Source organism: Niallia tiangongensis, assembly GCF_044704065.1.
GTDB classification, from domain to species: Bacteria; Bacillota; Bacilli; order Bacillales; family Cytobacillaceae; genus Niallia; species Niallia tiangongensis.
Genome location: NZ_CP162613.1, coordinates 4,638,966 through 4,656,764, shown reverse-complemented (window position 1 = coordinate 4,656,764; position 17,799 = coordinate 4,638,966). Strand labels below are relative to the sequence as shown.

Genomic DNA, 17,799 nt, shown 5'->3' with positions numbered 1-17,799 from the left:
TTTTAACATATTGGATAGGGAATGAAAGAAAAATGTTTTGAAGTGAAGATAAATTTGCTGAACTATTACAAATATTCTCTAAGCATATCAGTAGAATTTTTGATAGACTATCCTCTATACTTTTAGGAGAGGAAATCTTTTCCTAATGAACAGAAGGAGGATATCAATCATGTCTACAACTATTCCACAAATCACGCTAAATGATGGTCTTGTTATTCCTGCCATTGGTCTTGGTACATATAATTTACGAGGTGCGTCTGGCGTTCAGGCGATGACATCGGCAATTGATATGGGCTATCGACTACTAGATTCTGCTTTTAATTACGAAAACGAAGGGGCAGTAGGAGAAGCTGTTCGCCGTAGTACCGTAAGCAGAGAGCATTTATTCATCACCTCCAAACTTCCAGGAAGACATCATCAATACGACAAAGCCATCTATACCATCCAAGAATCACTCTACCGCACAAAACTAGATTATTACGATTTATTCCTTATCCACTGGCCAAACCCCAACAAAGATTTATACGTAGAAGCATGGCAAGCATTAATCGATGCACAAAAATGGGGACTCATTCGCTCCATCGGCGTGTGCAACTTCTTACCAGAGCATCTCGATCGCTTGAAAAAAGAAACAGGCGTATTGCCGAGTATTAATCAAGTAGAACTACATCCATTTTTTTCACAAAAAGAGCAACTAGCCTACGACAAAGAAAACGGCATTGTAACCGAATCATGGAGCCCACTTGGCCGAGCAAATAATGTCCTAGAAAACGAAACCATTCAACAAATAGCAGAAGCACATGGAAAAACAATATCCCAAGTCATCCTAAGATGGCACACCCAACTAGGAGCCCTGCCGATTCCAAAATCAAGCTCCCCACAACGCCAACGAGAAAACCTAGAAATATTCGATTTTCAGTTAACAGAAGAGCAAATACAGCAAATTTCCGGATTAACCCGCGATGATGGGCGGATTGCAGACCAGGATCCCGCTGTTTATGAGGAGTTTTGAGGTTAGAATCCCTTATTGTGTTGAGCAATGGGGGGTTTTTTTGGTTGGAGTGGGGTGGATATGATCCCAAAAACGAATATATGATCCAAAGCAGAGTGGAAATGATCCAAAAATTGAATATATGATCCAAAGCAGAGTGGAAATGATCCAAAAATTAAGCATATGATCCAACCCAGCGCGGAAATGATCCAAAAATTAAGCATATGATCCAACCGAGCGTGGAAATGATCCAAAAATTAAGCATATGATCCAACCGAGCGTGGAAATGATCCAAAAATTAAATATATGATCCAACCCAGCGCGGAAATGATCCAAAAATTGAATATATGATCCAAAGCAGAGTGGATATGATCGAAAAATTAAATATATAATCCAAAGCAGTGGATATGATCGAAAAAACGAATATATGATCCAAAGCAGAGTGGATATGATCGAAAAATTAAATATATAATCCAAAGCAGTGGATATGATCGAAAAAACGAATATATGATCCAAAGCAGAGTGGATATGATCGAAAAAACGAATATATGATCCAAAGCAGAGTGGATATGATCCAAAAATTGAATATATGATCCAACCCTGCGCGGATATGATCCAAAAAAACGAATATATGATCCAAAGCAGAGTAGATAACCACCAACCCAAAAAAATATATCCAACAAACCCAAATTCCGCCCTCCACCAAAAAAGGAATTTCAAGCAATCAAATAGAATAATTAAAATAGAAAAAGAGAAAGGAAGTGGAAAATTGTTTTTAAACGAAATTTGCAAGAATAATAGAGTGTTATCGACAGAGGCACTGGCCAAAAGGATAAAAGAAACGTATAAAATGCGGCCAAATATAATAGAAGACTTGAGAACTTTATCGGCTGGTTATCGTGGCGAGAGAGAGTTAAAGTATTATTTACAGTTTCTGCCGGAAAAAGATTGCCTCCTTATTCATAATCTTCGCCTTTATGATGGAAAAACCTATTTTCAGATAGACTATCTCATTCTTACGCAAAGGCTTGCCCTCATTGTAGAATGCAAAAATTATTTCGGTGAAGTCACGTTTGATCCCGAGTATGATCAAATGATTCGTAAAGCAAATGGAAAGGAACAAGGCTATTCTGATCCAATTTCCCAAGCAAAAAGGCACCAGCGTCAATTACAAATTTATCTCAAGCGGCACAACCTCCCACCAATTCCTAGCGATTTTTTAGTTGTTTTCAGCAATCCATCCACCATAATAAGAGGATATCCTGCTATGAAAGACAAAGTCATCCACGGACACAGTTTTTTAGAAAAATGGGATAAGCTCTCTGCGAAATTTAAAACGCCTGCGATTGATAGAAAAACGCTCCTCAAAATATCCAAAAACCTCTTAAAACATAACACACCAGAAACCGTTGATTTACTTAAAAAATATGGAATACAAGCAAACGAGCTAATAACAGGAGTCCAATGCCCCACATGTGGAAAATTAGCAATGATTCGTCAAAAGCGAAAATGGTATTGCCCACACTGTAACACCTATGACGCAAAGGCTCATCAAAAATCCGTGCTAGATTACTTTTCATTAATAAAACCCACCATCACCAATAAAGAATTTCGTAAATTCACCCATCTTTCCTCCAGTGGAATTGCCTCCAAAATGCTAGTGAAAATGAATTTACCAAGTAAAGGGAAAAATAAAGGCAGAGTGTATTATAAACCATGACTTCGCGAGAGGAGAATAGTAGTGAAAATGTGGATATGATCCAAAAATCAATTATATTGTCCAAAGCAGAGCAGATATGATCCAAAAAACAGATATATTGTCCAAAGTAGAACGGATATGATCCAAAGCAGAAAGAAAGCGACCATGAATTAAAAAAAGAGTCATTTTTCCCCTTCTTAAACCCAATTGTTTAATCACCACGAAAAAACAATAGGAGAGGAATGAAAATGACTCTTTTGGAGTTAAACTATAAAGAAATTAATCTTATTTATATGGGAGCTGAAATAGTCAAGATGTAAATATTGCCGAAATGATCCAAACCCCAACTATATGATCCAACCCAGCGCGGAAATGATCCAAACCCCAACTCAGGCCACATCACCCAACCCCAACAAAACCCCCATCAACTTCTTCTCCAACACAACATCAGTCGCATTCGGATTATAAGCCTCCAGCGCCACACCCTCTTCACAAAGCCCAACCGCCTTATCCCGGTCCCCGTCCACATACAACGCATATGCAGCAGCAATCCGCTTATTACTCATCTGTTTCATTGCCAAAAACCGTTTAACTTCCTTCGACGCATAAATGGAACGAATTTCTTCCTTATTCCCCTCCAAAACAGCCAACAAAAACAATCGTTCCTTTGCAATCTCGACTCGGTAAAGGGCAATAAGCTGCTCTTTTCTTTCCCACAACAAATCATTAATCCTTTTTGCCTCTTCAAAATCAAGGCGATCCATTGCCCGAGCGAGTTGCATACAGAGAGTCCATTGGGAAAAATAATCGCGACCATTATCACCTGCGGGCAACGCAAAAAATTCATCTGGCAGCTCCTGATAAGAAACACCATTGGAAGTTTGGGCATTGATATAAAACTGGGAAAACAGCTGCCATTGCTTACTCCCCCGATTCCAAGCCATTTTTAATGTCATGCCATCATTAAAGCTAAAGGGAATAATATTCGTTAATCCGATAAACACCCCAAGGAGAATAAACACACTTGCAGCTAAAGGTAATTCTCCTGCCATCCAAGCAACTAGCCCAACCACAGCACTTGCAAGAAAATTGATGATTACCCCACCACATAAATACAGCTTAAACGGATACTTCCCTTCCTCATAGGCCGGCGGAGCCATTAAACATTGCCCAAGCGTCCCTGGCGCATACAGCTTTTTTCGCTCCAAGCCATTCTCTGTCGCCACAACCATCCATGAAAAAATTCGAAACGAAACGAGAGAATAGCCAGTTATTTTTCCAAAAAGAAGATGTCCCGCTTCATGTAAAATAATATGCAAAACATAAAATACAATTAAACAACCGACCCCAATAACAACACTAGCAACACTTACATCCCCTGATAAAATAACAAGAGACAGCACACCGCCAAATGCCGCGCCAATCACAACCATAACAAGCGTAGAAAGAAATTTCTTCATGCCATAACTCCCATCCCAAATTAATCTACTATTCCATAATTGTAACAAACGACTATTCAACCATCTATTAAAAAAAGAAAATTATCCCAAATCCAAAAAATAGAATGAAAAGCAGTTAAATAGTAAAATAATAGACAAGGCTTACATAAAAAGGAGAGGGTACATAAATGAAGACAGAACAACAGTATTTCGAAGAAGGATCAAGCATCCAAGTATATATGGACAATATGAGTACATTGAAAGAGGAAAGCTATGAGGTGTATCAAAACTTCACGCTGCCTAATGATGATTTTGCCGAAGAATTAAAGCAGCACAACCTCCACTTCTTAACGATTACAGAAGATTGGTGTGGGGATGCGATGGTGATTAATCCTGTTCTTCGCAAAATCGTGGAAGCTGCTGATCTACAGATGCATGTGGCACTTAGAGATGCGGACACTGATTTAATTGATAGACATTTAACGAACGGTGGCAGAGCGATTCCGATGGTGCTTGTTTTAAATGAACAAGGGGAGTTAGTCGGCAAATGGGGACCGCGTGCACCGGAAGTACAAGCGATGGTAACAGAGGGTCGCGCTAAGCTTCCAGCTAAAGAGGATCCGACATTTGAGGAAAAGCAAAAAGCATTTTATACCCAGTTACAAAAGAGGTATCGCACTGACCCAGCTATTTGGACATATGTGTACAATAGCTTTCAGAGCACGTTAAAAGAAATCATAAAATAAAGGGAACAGCTCCTATCCAGTGGGGCTGTTTTTTCTTTCCCCTCCCTTCGCAAACGAGTTGGTAAATTATTTCGTTTGACAAAGAACCATAAAATCATTAATATAATCGCATACGATATATCGTATGCGATGCATCTTGTTCGATATAATTTTAGTTTCAGAAAAAAATCCAAAAATATGGATCCAGAATAAAACAGTGGACTGGGACACAAGATGTAGAAAACCGTTGAAACAAAACAGCAAATGGAATAATGTTTGGCTGCATGGGGAGGAATGGATTCATGTTAAATATTTTTAAAAACTTTCAGAAAAAGGACTGGATGCTCATTTCATGTGCGCTAGTCTTTATCGTTGGGCAAGTATGGCTTGATTTGAAGCTTCCAGATTATATGGCTGAAATCACTAGACTGGTTCAGACAGAAGGTAGTGAGTTAAGTGACGTTCTCACACAAGGGGCGTTTATGCTGCTTTGTGCAGTGGGGAGCATGGCTGCTTCCATTATAACCGTTTATTTTGCGGCAAAGGTTGCTGCCGGATTTTCGAATCGACTGCGTAAAAAGGTCTTTGATAAAACCTTATCCTTTTCGATGGAAGAACTGTCTAGTTTTTCTACAGCGAGCTTAATTACTCGTTCTACTAATGATATTACGCAAGTGCAAATGCTGATTATCTTAAGCTTACAAATTGTGATAAAGGCTCCGATTATTGCGGTTTGGGGCGTTTTGAAGATAATGGGAAAAAGCTGGGAATGGACCGCTGCTACAGGTGTTGCGATTGCTGTCCTATTAGTTTTAATTGCAATCGTTGTTCTTGTTGCACTGCCTAAATTCAAAGTAATCCAGAAGTTAACAGATAATATTAATATGGTGACAAGAGAGAATTTAACGGGTATCCGTGTTGTTCATGCTTATAATGCAACGCGTTACCACGAAGATAAGTTTGAGAAAGCGAATAAGGAACTGACAGATACGAATCTTTTTACCACTAGAATAATGGCTGTTATGATGCCAACCATTTCTCTTATTATGTCTGGGATGAGTCTTGCCATTTATTGGATTGGAGCGGTATTAATCAATAATGCTCCTATTGCGGGTAGACTACCTTTGTTCTCGGATATGGTGGTGTTTTCTTCTTACGCGATGCAGATCATTATGGCCTTTATGATGCTCTCTATAGCATTTGTCATGCTTCCTCGTGCTGCTGTTTCAGCAAGAAGAATCAGCGAAGTGCTGGACACAGAGGTGAAAATAAAGAGTGGATCGAAGACAGAAGGAGACAGCCAAGGGGAAATTGAATTCCGCCATGTTAGCTTTAAGTATCCTGGTGCGAGTGATTACATTCTTCGAGATATCAGCTTTACTGCTTCCAAGGGGGAAACAGTAGCCATTATTGGTTCAACAGGTAGTGGAAAAAGTACACTACTAAACCTGATTCCACGCTTTATGGAAGCAACAGATGGCGAAATTTTGGTGGATGGTCTTAATGTGAAAAATTATAAGCTAGAAACATTGCGAGACAAAATTGGGTATGTGTCCCAAAAAGCCGTTATGTTCAGTGGTTCCGTTTCTTCCAATGTCGCTTTTGGTACAGAGAACAAGCAATCGAAAGAGGAAATGGAAGTTAAACGCGCAGTGGAAATTGCGCAAGGGAAGGATTTTATTGAAAAAATGGATCAACAATATGAAGCAACGATTTCACAAGGTGGAACCAATCTTTCTGGTGGTCAGAAACAAAGATTATCGATTGCACGTGCCGTTTATAAAGATCCGGAAATCTATTTATTTGATGATTCCTTTTCCGCATTGGACTATAAAACAGATCGCGTGTTGCGTTCCAAGCTAAAAGAAGAAATAAACGATGCTACAAACATTATTATTGCACAGCGCATTGGAACCATTAAGGATGCTGACCGAATTCTTGTATTAGATAATGGGGAAGTAGTTGGAATGGGTACACACGATGAGCTGATGATCACTTGCGATGTCTATCAAGAAATTGCCTTATCACAATTATCGAAGGAGGAGCTTGAAATTGGGTAAAAAAGGTCATGAAAAAGAAGCGGAAAATAAACGAAGTCAATCCCAAACAGAGGAGCTGGATAAACAGCCAACAAAATCGATCCCTCCAGGTGCAAAAGGCATGAATTTTTCCAGTTTAAAGGAACTGGCGGTTTACTGCAAGGCGTATTTTCCCATCATTATATTGGCATTAATCCTTGCGATGGCAGCCGCAATCTTTAGTATTATTGGCCCTGACCAGCTTAGCAAAATGACTGACTATATTACAGAAGGATTAATGGGAGAAATTAACATTGATGCTGTATATGATATTGCAATTTTTCTCGTGTTCCTCTATGGTTTAGGCTATATTTTTAACTATGTTCAAGGCTTTATTATGGCAACCGTAACACAAAGGATTTCCAAACAATTAAGAAGAGATATTTCGGGAAAAATTAATCGATTGCCTTTAAGCTATTTTGATAATACAACAACAGGTGATGTCCTTAGCCGTGTAACAAATGATGTTGATATGGTAGGACAGACGATGAACCAAAGTGTTAGTAGCTTAATTACGGCTGTTACGATGTTCGTCGGTTCCTTAATCATGATGTTTTATACAAACTGGATCATGGCTATTGCAGCTATCCTATCCACTTTCATAGGCTTTGCCTTTATGTTTTTTATCATTTCGAAATCACAAAAGTACTTTGCTCAACAGCAGCAAGAGCTTGGGAAACTAAATGGTCATATTGAGGAAATCTATTCTGGCCATAATGTTGTGAAGGCTTATAATGGGGAGCAACAGGCGAAGGATGCCTTTTCTTCCATTAATACGCGACTATTTGAAAGTGCCTGGAAATCGCAATTTATGTCAGGACTGATGATGCCATTAATGCTGTTTATTGGAAACTTTGGCTATGTGGTTGTCTGTATTGTTGGTGCAGCTCTAGCCGTTAATGGCAGTATTTCGTTTGGGGTTATTGTTGCCTTTATGCTGTACATTCGCTTATTTACACAGCCACTCCAACAAATTGCGCAAGCAGCGACAAATCTACAGTCAACGGCAGCAGCAAGTGGGCGTGTTTTTGAATTCCTGTCAGAAGAAGAGCTTGTAAGAGAAGACGAGAAGAAAGAAGAACTGGTGAATGTCAAAGGCGATGTGGAATTTAAGCATGTACGCTTTGGATATGACGAAGATAAAACGGTTATTCAAGATTTCTCCGTACGTGTGAATGCTGGTCAGAAAGTCGCAATAGTGGGACCAACTGGAGCGGGGAAAACAACGTTAATTAACTTGCTTATGCGTTTTTATGAGTTAAATGGTGGGGAGATAACCATTGATGGGGTTCCAACCAATCAAATGACAAGAGAATCGCTCCATGATCTATTCTGCATGGTGCTCCAAGATACATGGATATTTGAAGGCTCTATCCGTGATAATATCGTTTATTCAAGAGAAAACGTATCCGATGCAGAAGTGGAAGCAGCCTGCAAAGCAGTTGGATTGCATCATTTCATCCAAACCCTGCCAAACCGCTATGACGCCATTTTAGATGACAAGACGAGCTTGTCGGCAGGGCAAAAGCAGCTTATCACAATTGCCCGTGCGATGGTCAAAATGGCACCATTGCTTATCTTAGATGAAGCGACTAGCTCTGTCGATACGCGCACAGAATTGCTGATTCAACAAGCGATGGATAAGCTGACAGAAGGAAAAACTTCCTTTGTTATCGCCCATAGACTGTCGACGATAAAAAATGCTGACTTAATTCTCGTGATGAAAGAGGGAGATATTATCGAAGCTGGAACGCATCAGGAACTAATTGAAAAGAATGGATTCTATGCAGAACTTTATAATAGTCAGTTTGAAGAGGCGTCCTAACTTTTACTTAGGCAAAGAAAGACTCGCAGCAGGATTGCGAGTTTTTCTGTAAAAATAACTTTTGGAAGAAAGGAGTTAACAAATGCTAGATAGGGCCACGTATATTTGGGAATCAATCGATTTCTTGAATCGATTTATCATGAAGAGCCTCCAGCGTCATGCAGAAGAGCATGGGCTGACCGCTCCGCAAGCACGAGTATTGCTAGAGGTCTTTCTTAATAAAAAAATTAGTGTAAAACAGCTTACCCGAAACCTCCGCATGACACAAAGTACCGTTTCAGATATTGTGGAACGACTGACAGAAAAAGGGATGCTGATTAAGAAACCGAATCCGAAAGACAAGCGATCTGTTCAGATTATGCTAACAGAAAGAATGGTAAAAATAATCGAAGAAACGTCTCCAAAGCCGATTCATCGAATAATGGGATCAGTATTAGACAATTTGCAAGCAAGCGAGCAAGCGACAGTAGAAGAAGGAATAAGGTTATTGGTCGCGGCGGTTGGAGAGAAGATGGAAGCAGATGGAATTGATAGCTTAGAGGATTTTGAGGTGCTATTTTTGCCGAAAGGGAATAAAAAGGAAGGAAAGTCAGGTCGAAGCTAGACCTGGCTTTTTTACTTATTATAAGCGATCGGAATTGCTTTTAGTTTTAAGAATCAATAGCCACTGTTGATCTACCTAAAACAAAAGGACACCTAAAAAGGTGCCCAGTAATGATATTATTTATTGATCTCTATGTCGCTATCCTCATAATCTACTAACAATAGCCATTCATATTCCATACTATCTTCGGCACTTAATAAAGGTTTTTCTATAATATAGTTAAACAATTTTTCAAACATTCTAAAGCACCTCATTTCGTTCGTGTAATATTCTTATACCCTTATTTTATAAAAGTATTATGAATAATATGTGGTGTATTTATAAATGTTTTGTAAAGGGACAAGGAACCTGACCCCAGTGTCCCATCCTACCCCTTTTCTCTCTGTAATCATGGACTCACCACCTTGAAGGTTATATGTCTAAAATCAAAGTTTTTTGTTTATCCTATATCTAAAACATTTAAAAATTGGAGGTTACTGCTATGACATTAAGAGATTTAAACTTATCCATTTTCACACCATTTATAGGTGCCGATTTATCACTTCACTTTGAAAATAACACTTTGAGCGATGATGAAATTAAAAACAATTTCATTGGTGATGAAAACGTTGATGATTATGATTATGAAACTCTTTTAAATGAGTTAAATAATTATGATAAATAAAAAATGAGGCTGGGACAAAACTAAATAGCCAATCTGTAAAGACGAACAATCTCTAATTTTGCTTTTAAATAAAGGTACCTTCTCATACTTGGTATCAAAGTTTTTAAAAATAGTCCATTGCAAAAACTAAGTCGTTCCATTGCGCTACAGACGCTCGCTTTCCGCGGGGAGGAAGCTGAGCCTCCTCACTGCGCTGCGGGGTCTCAGCCTTTCCTCTATTTCCCGCAGGAGTCGAGCGTCCTCCGCTCCACTTCACTTCGTTTTTAAAGTTTTTTCTAAAATTTTTATGAAAAAAACTAATTATTTGGAAGAACTGAGCAGCCTGAATACACGTAGACTCCTATGGGAGCTGCGAGAAAGCGAAGTGTATTTTTTTGAAACCTTCTTTCTAAAGCAAAAAAACACGAACAATAATGCGTATGCATCGCATGAATATTCGTGTTTGTTACTGATTGAAATGCTTATGTCCCAGCCTCTTCTTCATTCTCTCCCCTTCAACCTGCAGTTCTTTCTGTACCTTTTAAAGGTACTAAAAAAGAGTGCGGCAGGACTCTAGTTCAGTCATCTATCCATATACTTAGCTCGCTTTTCATACTCGGAAATTTAGCTAAATTTGCATGAGCGATAGTCATACATACACTAGTCATTTCTAAACTACTAGCATAAGTTCCTCTCCAATATGACTCAACCTTTTCAATATCACTGTCAACTGCTAACACTTCTTTTTTAACATCTTTACCATATAAAAGTTGTGGGAATTTCATAAATATTTGATTGTAAAAATCTTTTTTGCCAGGTAATGTTGAAAAGCATCCTGAATACTGTAAATGTTTAAAGAAATACGTTTCCTTCGATAAATCAGGTAGATATTCCTTCAAAAGAAATAAAAATCCTTTTAAATCATTATTTTCCAATGTTACCTCGTTAATAATAAAAAGAAATGTTAGAGTATTAATATGCTTTTTAGTTAATTTAGGGATAACTTCAATTGCTTCATTTAAGACTATTCTCAATGTCGAATAGTCGTTGTTTTTGGTCCTATTTACTAATAATTCAACTAACATATTAGCAATATCTTTATCACCTAGTCTTGCATGCACTTTTTGAGCGTTAAAAATTGCATATTGCACATCTGGATCTATAGTATTTTTTAGCGCTTCTGGTGAATCCTTAACTAATCTATCTAAATACGCAGTAACTAAACTCTCGACTCTCCTATAAGCAATATCAGCTGCTTCTTCACTTAGTTGCATAAAGTTGCTCCTATATATATCTAAAGCAACTTCTTTAACAGTTGAGTAATTAAAACCTTCATAGTGATTGGTTTGATTAACAATAACTTTTTTACCTTGGATATTATTTGAATTATCTCCTGTTTGAATAGATTGAGTAGGTTCTTCCTTACCTTTCTTCTTAAATAAATATCCTAGATAATCAGCCACAAGAGTTAATACCGTTCCACCAATTCCACTAAAAACTTTATTATCCGTAATCCATTCCCACATAAGTTTCCCCCCCAATATGTAATATAGATTCTCGGAATTAAATTTTCCGCATAAGCTCTAGTCTTTTGACTAGGGCTTTTTTATTGTGACACCCCCAAAACGGAGATGCGAACAAACTTTCCTCTTGACAAACATACGTTCCCTAAATAATTAAGTGACGGTATTTTTTTAATCACTTAAACGGGGGAAAACTTATGCTTACAGATATTCGTTCTCATGAATCCTATCTACACTTTGTTGTAGAGCAGCTAGACATACACTACAATAAAAAGTTTTTAAAAGATTTCTACTTCGAACCAATCATTTGGTGTTCTTTAATCGATCTAACTGACACCACAGAATTACTGAAACAACGGTATTCCTCTAATCCAAGAGGAAGAAAACCACGGAATCCTTGTGATATGCTTCGAAGCTTAATGCTTATGCATTATCAAAAGGAAACCAGTGTGGATCACTGGGTTTTTATCTTAAAAACAACTCCCATATTCGCCATTCTTAGTGGCTTTTCTCCAGACAACGTTCCTGGAGTTGGTACGTTTTATGACTTTTTCAAACGCCTTTGGCTTACATCAACTCCTCATCTATCCAATCGAAAGAAGAGAAGGTTGAAAAAGCCAAGAAAGAAAGGCAAAAAGAATCAAAAACTTGAACCTAAAAATCCAAAAATTGTGGAGAAGCTAGTTAACCGTGCACTAAAAAACAAGAAAGTTCATTATAAACAAAAGGCACACGATCAACTCCAACTCCTATTTCAATCACTATTCGTAAATAAATCGGCATCAGATGGATTATTAGGAAATACGCAGTCACTCAGCATTTTGGCTGACGGAACTCCTGTTGTAACGGGAGGTCGGTCATATGGGAAATTCCTTTGTGATTGTCGAAAATAAGGAATTTGGAAGTGCCAATGTAAACGACAATTTTCAGATCCTGATGCTGATTATGGCTGGGATAGCTCTAGAGAAAAGTACTATTATGGACGAAATCTCTTTATGATAGGTGCCTCAGATAGTCCGTATAATTTGCCAATCTACCCAAGAATGTATCGAGCTAGTAAACACGATTCTGTTCTGTTTGTAAGTACATATCATGAACTTTTACATTGGTATCCTGATTGGAAATTTAGGGAAGTCATCTTAGATTCAGCCTTAGACGCTTATCCCATTTATAAAATGTTAGAACACTATGATGTTTCAGCCATCATTGACCTCAATCCTAGGCGTTCTAAGCAGTTTATTTACAATGAAATGGATATTAATTTAGACGGTGTTCCGATTTGCCCAATTGGTCGCAAAATGCTTGATTGGGGAGCGGATAAAAAACGTTACCGTCGTAAATGGCGATGCCCAGCTGTAGTTGGAAAATGGAAGTGCCCAAACCCATGTTCTACCTCTACATATGGACGAACTTTTTATACATCGACAAAGGATAATCCTCGTCTATTTCCACGTGTCAAACGTGACAGTAAGGAATGGTATAAGCGTTATTCCTTGCGTACTGGGATTGAGCGCTGTATTAAACGGCAAAAGATTGATTATCATTTAGAGGATTCAAGAGGACGTAGTTCAAGGCATTGGAATATTCGAACCTATATCATCGGCATGTGCCAGCATGCCGATGCGTGGTTAAAGGAGGCAAAAAAGAATCATTTTGCAAATCTTAACACATTAATTAAATCTCTTTTGTCCTTATAAAGTCATCTTAAAATACATTTTTAAAAAAATCCACTATAGGTGGTTTATTTGATATGCACTTTTTTAAAAACGACTTTGAAAATTCCAATTTATCCTCCAAAATTTAGCTATCATCCCCCTTAAGACCCAGAATCAGTCATTTAATTTCCGAGCCTCTATGTAATATCTGTAATTAATATACATATTAAGGGATTGCCTTCATCTCCATTTAAACAAAAAAAAAGCCCATATTTTAATGGCTTCGTTTTAATTAATCGTATTCTGTTTACCGTAAAATAGTCGCCAACTGTGCGATAGATGTTGCTCATTTCTATAAGAAGTACGATGGGGTTAAAGTGGGGAGGGAGAGTAGAAAAGTTAAATGAATGGAAGATGTTCGACTTGGAAAATAAATTAGTGATTAACCAATAACAAAAAGGACAAACCTTAAGCACGATAAGTACCCAAAAGGTCTGTCCCCAAATAATCACTCTCCAGCCATCCATTTCTTCCCGTCCTCTTTCTCCGGCAAATAAATCTGCTGACTTGGCAAGGCTATTTCAATTCCATGTTTCTCTAATATACTAAGTATCTGTAAATTTGTATCTTCTTTGACTCCTAAGTATTCAGCCCAAACGGTTGTTTTTGTGAAGAAATAGACGAATACTCCTAAGCTATAATCACGGAATTCCGTGAAGCGTACCATGATGACATCTTGATTTACACCAGGGTGTGCGCGTAGCATTTCTTCTATTTCTAATAAAGCTGCTTTTAATTTTTCGTTTGGCGTGTGATAGGAGACTGCCAATTCGTAACTGATTTGTCGCTTTGACATTTTGGACCAGTTTGTGATGGCTTCATTGGAAAGCTTCGAGTTAGGTACTGTCACAATCGAATCAGCAAATGTGCGAATTTGCGTACTGCGGAATGTGATATCCTCGACTGTTCCTTCGACAGAAGGAGTTTGAATCCAATCTCCCTTGGAAAATGGTTTTTCCGTAATAATCACGACACCGCCGAAGAAGTTAGCAACGGTGTCCTGTGCAGCTAAGGAGAAGGCAAGACCTGCAACCCCGAGACCGGCAACAAAGGCACCAATTTGAATATCCCATATATCTAGAATGCTAACAGCAGTAAAGATTACGACAAGCATGCGGAATATTTTGCCTAAGAAAGGAATCAGCATACTATCAGAATCTAGCTTTGTTCGCGACACCATTCGTTCGAAAGGATTGGATTCATCGGAAAAATAGTTAAAGATTCCCCAGCCAACTAATCCGATAATAAATGACTTATATATCTGGAGCACAAAGTTGAATGTTGTAATCGGAAATGGCAAATAAGTTAATGCCAAGTAAGTTCCGATAATGACCCAGAACCAACGAAGTGGTTTTTCAAACGCTAGTAATATTTTTGAAACAATATCTACTGGTAGTTTCTTCACCATTGCTAATACTAACTTAAATATGTAGGTTGTAAAAAGCTTTCTAAAGCCTAGGAATACAAGAAAGATTAGCAAGGCGATCCCTATATCAATCCAGTTAAATTTTTGGAATGCAGCAATGAATCGCTCCCATTGTGACCATACTTGCAAATCACCCATCTAAAATCACCTCGAGAATCATTATAGCATAGGAAGGGACGAACCCAAGCGTCCTAAGAGAAGAGTAAATAAATTGTAATATGACGAGGGAAATGCACCTATAATCCATAGAAAAAAGGACCAGCATTCACACTGATCCTTTTTCAAAAGCTTCATTTATTAAAATCTTTTAAAGTAAGTTTCAATTCCATCTGCAATTGCTTTTGCCGTTTTATTCTGATAGCTGCTTGTTACAAGCTTTTTGCGTTCGGCGGTATTGTTGATAAACCCTACTTCCAATAACGTAGCAGGCATAGCTGTTTCACGCAGCACGGCAAGTGTTTCGCCATCTATACCGCGGTTATTGGCACCAGTTGCATTAATCATTTCTTTTTGAAGCAAGTCCGCTAGCAATGTACTTTTCATGACGCGGTTTGGATCATTATGATTTTTGCTATTGATGACAGATGGATAAGCTGGATTGTACTTATAGTAATATGATTCAATCCCAGACGCAGTCGTCGAACCAGCTCCTGTTGAATTATGATGAATACTCACAAAGATGTCGGGATTAAGCTCATTTGCTTCTTGGGCACGGTCGATTAATGAAACATACTTATCATTCGTACGAGACATATAGACAATATAGCCGCGGTCCTTAAGTAGCTTCTGTACTTTCTTCGCAACCGTTAAATTTAAGCTTGCTTCTGTATACCCACCTGCCATTGCACCTGGGTCAGATCCACCATGTCCTGGATCTAAGAAAACAGATTTTGCCTTTTTAAATGCATTTGTTGCACTCACAGACGAGCCACTGCCTTTTGGAACAAGCTTAATTTGAATGGCTTCTAATCGCTTCGACAAACCTTCTGATCCGGCTTCCATTCCATTTTTCGCCCAGCCCAGCCAGCCGTAGCTTTGTGCATGAACACGATAGTAAACATCGAAATATTTCGCCATATCACCAGTTAAACTGATTTTTATAGCTTCCATTCGTTTACTTTTTCCAACCGTACCAGAGATATCTCCGTTAGAAGAGTTCGTTACCCAGCCTGTGCCTTGTATATGAGTGGAGTAAATAATATCTCCGCTAAAAGCCGTATTCGTTAGATCAATTTTAATTGCTTCTAATCGCTTCGCTTGTCCTGTCGTACCACTAGTAGCACCGTTTGTGACGTTAGAAAGCCATCCTTTGCTTTGTACATGCGTACTGTATGTGACAGTAGGCTTCTTGATAAAGGATGTGCTAGTAGAACCAGGAGCCTTTGCCCCTTTATCTACTAGGACAATCTCAATTGCCTCAAGACGCTTCGAAAGACCTTCTGTACCAGCAGATGCCCCGTTTTTCGCCCATCCTAGCCAGCCATAGCTTTGAGCATGAACACGGTAGTAAACATCATAGTGTTTCGCCATATCGCCAGTCAGATTTATACGGATACCTTCAAGACGCTTACTTTGTCCAGAAGTTCCAGATAGCTCCCCGTTAGACACAGAATTTTGCCAGCCAATGCTTTGGACATGTGTGGAATACTCGATACTTCCACCATATGGCTTATTTGTTAAGTCAATTTTAATTCCTTCTAGTCGTTTGGCTTGTCCAGAAGTTCCGCTCATTTCTCCATCTGCAACATTAGGCTGCCAGCCGATTGTCTGAACATGTGTTGTATAGGTAACAGATGGTTTGGTAATAAAGGATTTATCTGTAGAACCAGGAGCCTTTTCGCCTTTTTCTACTAATTTAATCTCAATGGCTTCTACTCGTTTGGAAAGACCTTCCGTACCAGCAGATGCACCATTTTTCGCCCAGCCCAGCCAGCCAAATGTTTGTACATGAAGGCGATAATAAATATCATAGTGTTTTGCTATTTCACCAGTTAATTGAACCTGGATTGCTTCCAGACGCTTATTTTTACCTGGAGCACCACTGATTGCTCCATCCTTCGCATATGTTGTCCAGCCAATGCCTTGGACATGTGTTTTATACGTTACTCCACCAGAATATACGCTGTTGTTATCTAGGGTAACTTTTAATCCCTCTAATCGCTGCGCTTGCCAGCTTGTTCCTGATAATTCGCCATCTTTAACTGCATCTTGCCAGTCGGTATCTTGAACATAGCTTGCATAGTTAATGGAAGGATTTAAAACAGATGCTATCATAGCGCGAGAGGCTTTTGCTTTCTGCATTACAGCAGGGGCTTCCTCTTTTGCTGTGCTTTCCGAAGTATCTTTATCTTCCGTTTCTACGGAAGCATCCTGTTCATTCTCTTGCTGCACCTTTTCATCTGTTGGTAATTCTTCCGGAACTACTTCACTTGGAGTGGCAGCTTCTTCGGCATTTTCAGAAGAAGTGGGATCTGTTACAAGATTTAAAGCATCATATTCTTCCTTCGTAATCACCGTTTTTTGCTGATTCTCGTCAGTAGAATAGTATGTTAAGCCTTGATTGTGAACGATTGTACCATATTCATCCACTGTCTTTATGTCTTCTATAGAAGTACCATTGTCATTTTCAGTCACCACAGTAACTTGATTTGTGAATGTAACCGGTTCTACTTTTTCCGCTTTATATGAATCAGAGGGTGCTATTCGATAAAGAATATTTTCTTCATCAGAAATCGAAAGCTGTTCCCGCTCTTCTCCAACATTCATGGAAAATGCTTCATGATCACCTAATTTATCTGTTAGATAACCTTGAACGGATGTTTGTGTGTCATCTGTCCAGCCATTTAGGTGTAAAACTACTTCCTCATTTAGGTTCATTGCCTGCTTTTCGCCATTATAATAGATGAAATAATAGCTAGAGCTAATATCCAACATATCCGTATCGCCATTTTCCATGGCATGGCTGATACTTAAGTTAGAAGGAAATACCAAACTAAATACCATTACAGCAACTAATAATAAAACTTTTTTCCTCATCACCAAAACCCTTCTTCTTTTTTTTACAGAGAAAATCTGTATAACACTACTATTCTAGCATAATTTTGGTAGAAAAAAGTACTATTTTCCTACTA

14 protein-coding genes are annotated in these 17,799 nt (G+C 38.6%); 10 read left to right on the top strand and 4 right to left on the bottom strand.

Annotated features, from left to right (window positions below):
* The first annotated feature begins 169 nt into the window (after nucleotides 1–169).
* On the top strand, nucleotides 170–1,012 hold the full coding sequence (locus AB3U99_RS22035) for an aldo/keto reductase (protein ID WP_400248149.1): 843 nt from the start codon (nucleotides 170–172) through the stop codon (nucleotides 1,010–1,012).
* A 748-nt stretch (nucleotides 1,013–1,760) separates the two neighbouring features.
* On the top strand, nucleotides 1,761–2,711 hold the full coding sequence (locus AB3U99_RS22030) for an NERD domain-containing protein (RefSeq protein WP_400243884.1): 951 nt from the start codon (nucleotides 1,761–1,763) through the stop codon (nucleotides 2,709–2,711).
* Between the two features lie 368 nt (nucleotides 2,712–3,079).
* Here AB3U99_RS22030 and AB3U99_RS22025 read toward each other — a convergent pair whose 3' ends face one another.
* Nucleotides 3,080–4,150, bottom strand: a complete 1,071-nt coding sequence (locus AB3U99_RS22025) for a hypothetical protein (RefSeq protein ID WP_400243883.1) — start codon at nucleotides 4,148–4,150, stop codon at nucleotides 3,080–3,082.
* 167 nt (nucleotides 4,151–4,317) lie between these two features.
* Here AB3U99_RS22025 and AB3U99_RS22020 point away from each other — a divergent pair, with 167 nt between their 5' ends.
* The 5 genes from AB3U99_RS22020 (at nucleotide 4,318) to AB3U99_RS22000 (ending at nucleotide 10,025) form a co-directional block, all read left to right on the top strand.
* Entirely contained in the window at nucleotides 4,318–4,875 is a 558-nt protein-coding gene (locus AB3U99_RS22020; protein ID WP_400243882.1) for a thioredoxin family protein, read from the top strand.
* Nucleotides 4,876–5,156: 281 nt separating this feature from the next.
* On the top strand, nucleotides 5,157–6,914 hold the full coding sequence (locus AB3U99_RS22015) for an ABC transporter ATP-binding protein (RefSeq protein ID WP_400243881.1): 1,758 nt from the start codon (nucleotides 5,157–5,159) through the stop codon (nucleotides 6,912–6,914).
* Nucleotides 6,907–8,757, top strand: a complete 1,851-nt coding sequence (locus AB3U99_RS22010; RefSeq protein ID WP_400243880.1) for an ABC transporter ATP-binding protein — start codon at nucleotides 6,907–6,909, stop codon at nucleotides 8,755–8,757. The genes AB3U99_RS22015 and AB3U99_RS22010 overlap by 8 nt, the downstream gene beginning before the upstream one ends.
* A gap of 82 nt (nucleotides 8,758–8,839) precedes the next feature.
* Entirely contained in the window at nucleotides 8,840–9,361 is a 522-nt protein-coding gene (locus tag AB3U99_RS22005; protein ID WP_400243879.1) for a MarR family winged helix-turn-helix transcriptional regulator, read from the top strand.
* 481 nt (nucleotides 9,362–9,842) lie between these two features.
* Nucleotides 9,843–10,025 (top strand): hypothetical protein, encoded by a 183-nt coding sequence (locus AB3U99_RS22000; protein WP_400243878.1) that lies wholly within the window; start codon nucleotides 9,843–9,845, stop codon nucleotides 10,023–10,025.
* A gap of 557 nt (nucleotides 10,026–10,582) precedes the next feature.
* Here AB3U99_RS22000 and AB3U99_RS21995 read toward each other — a convergent pair.
* Complete coding sequence (locus AB3U99_RS21995; RefSeq protein ID WP_400243877.1) at nucleotides 10,583–11,530, bottom strand: LPO_1073/Vpar_1526 family protein; 948 nt, start codon at nucleotides 11,528–11,530, stop codon at nucleotides 10,583–10,585.
* A gap of 194 nt (nucleotides 11,531–11,724) precedes the next feature.
* Here AB3U99_RS21995 and AB3U99_RS21990 point away from each other — a divergent pair, with 194 nt between their 5' ends.
* The 3 genes from AB3U99_RS21990 to AB3U99_RS21980 are packed head-to-tail and all read left to right on the top strand — an operon-like array spanning nucleotide 11,725 to nucleotide 13,224.
* Entirely contained in the window at nucleotides 11,725–12,420 is a 696-nt protein-coding gene (locus AB3U99_RS21990; protein WP_400243876.1) for a hypothetical protein, read from the top strand.
* Nucleotides 12,389–12,526 (top strand): hypothetical protein, encoded by a 138-nt coding sequence (locus AB3U99_RS21985; protein ID WP_400243875.1) that lies wholly within the window; start codon nucleotides 12,389–12,391, stop codon nucleotides 12,524–12,526. Before AB3U99_RS21990 ends, AB3U99_RS21985 begins: the two co-directional genes overlap by 32 nt.
* Entirely contained in the window at nucleotides 12,523–13,224 is a 702-nt protein-coding gene (locus AB3U99_RS21980; RefSeq protein ID WP_400243874.1) for a hypothetical protein, read from the top strand. Before AB3U99_RS21985 ends, AB3U99_RS21980 begins: the two co-directional genes overlap by 4 nt.
* Before the next feature lie 466 nt (nucleotides 13,225–13,690).
* Here AB3U99_RS21980 and AB3U99_RS21975 read toward each other — a convergent pair whose 3' ends face one another.
* Nucleotides 13,691–14,806: a mechanosensitive ion channel family protein gene (locus tag AB3U99_RS21975; protein ID WP_400243873.1), complete on the bottom strand. Its 1,116-nt coding sequence runs from the start codon at nucleotides 14,804–14,806 to the stop codon at nucleotides 13,691–13,693.
* Nucleotides 14,807–14,965: 159 nt separating this feature from the next.
* Entirely contained in the window at nucleotides 14,966–17,704 is a 2,739-nt protein-coding gene (locus tag AB3U99_RS21970) for an N-acetylmuramoyl-L-alanine amidase (protein ID WP_400243872.1), read from the bottom strand.
* Between the last annotated feature and the right edge of the window lie 95 nt (nucleotides 17,705–17,799).

Bases quoted from the DNA above. Each gene is read 5' to 3' on its own strand.
- AB3U99_RS22035 (WP_400248149.1), top strand. From the start codon at position 170: ATGTCTACAACTATTCCACAAATCACGCTAAATGATGGTCTTGTTATT.
- AB3U99_RS22025 (WP_400243883.1), bottom strand. From the start codon at position 4,150: ATGAAGAAATTTCTTTCTACGCTTGTTATGGTTGTGATTGGCGCGGCA.
- AB3U99_RS22020 (WP_400243882.1), top strand. From the start codon at position 4,318: ATGAAGACAGAACAACAGTATTTCGAAGAAGGATCAAGCATCCAAGTA.
- AB3U99_RS22015 (WP_400243881.1), top strand. From the start codon at position 5,157: ATGTTAAATATTTTTAAAAACTTTCAGAAAAAGGACTGGATGCTCATT.
- AB3U99_RS22005 (WP_400243879.1), top strand. From the start codon at position 8,840: ATGCTAGATAGGGCCACGTATATTTGGGAATCAATCGATTTCTTGAAT.
- AB3U99_RS22000 (WP_400243878.1), top strand. From the start codon at position 9,843: ATGACATTAAGAGATTTAAACTTATCCATTTTCACACCATTTATAGGT.
- AB3U99_RS21995 (WP_400243877.1), bottom strand. From the start codon at position 11,530: ATGTGGGAATGGATTACGGATAATAAAGTTTTTAGTGGAATTGGTGGA.
- AB3U99_RS21990 (WP_400243876.1), top strand. From the start codon at position 11,725: ATGCTTACAGATATTCGTTCTCATGAATCCTATCTACACTTTGTTGTA.
- AB3U99_RS21985 (WP_400243875.1), top strand. From the start codon at position 12,389: ATGGGAAATTCCTTTGTGATTGTCGAAAATAAGGAATTTGGAAGTGCC.
- AB3U99_RS21980 (WP_400243874.1), top strand. From the start codon at position 12,523: ATGATAGGTGCCTCAGATAGTCCGTATAATTTGCCAATCTACCCAAGA.
- AB3U99_RS21975 (WP_400243873.1), bottom strand. From the start codon at position 14,806: ATGGGTGATTTGCAAGTATGGTCACAATGGGAGCGATTCATTGCTGCA.
- AB3U99_RS21970 (WP_400243872.1), bottom strand. From the start codon at position 17,704: ATGAGGAAAAAAGTTTTATTATTAGTTGCTGTAATGGTATTTAGTTTG.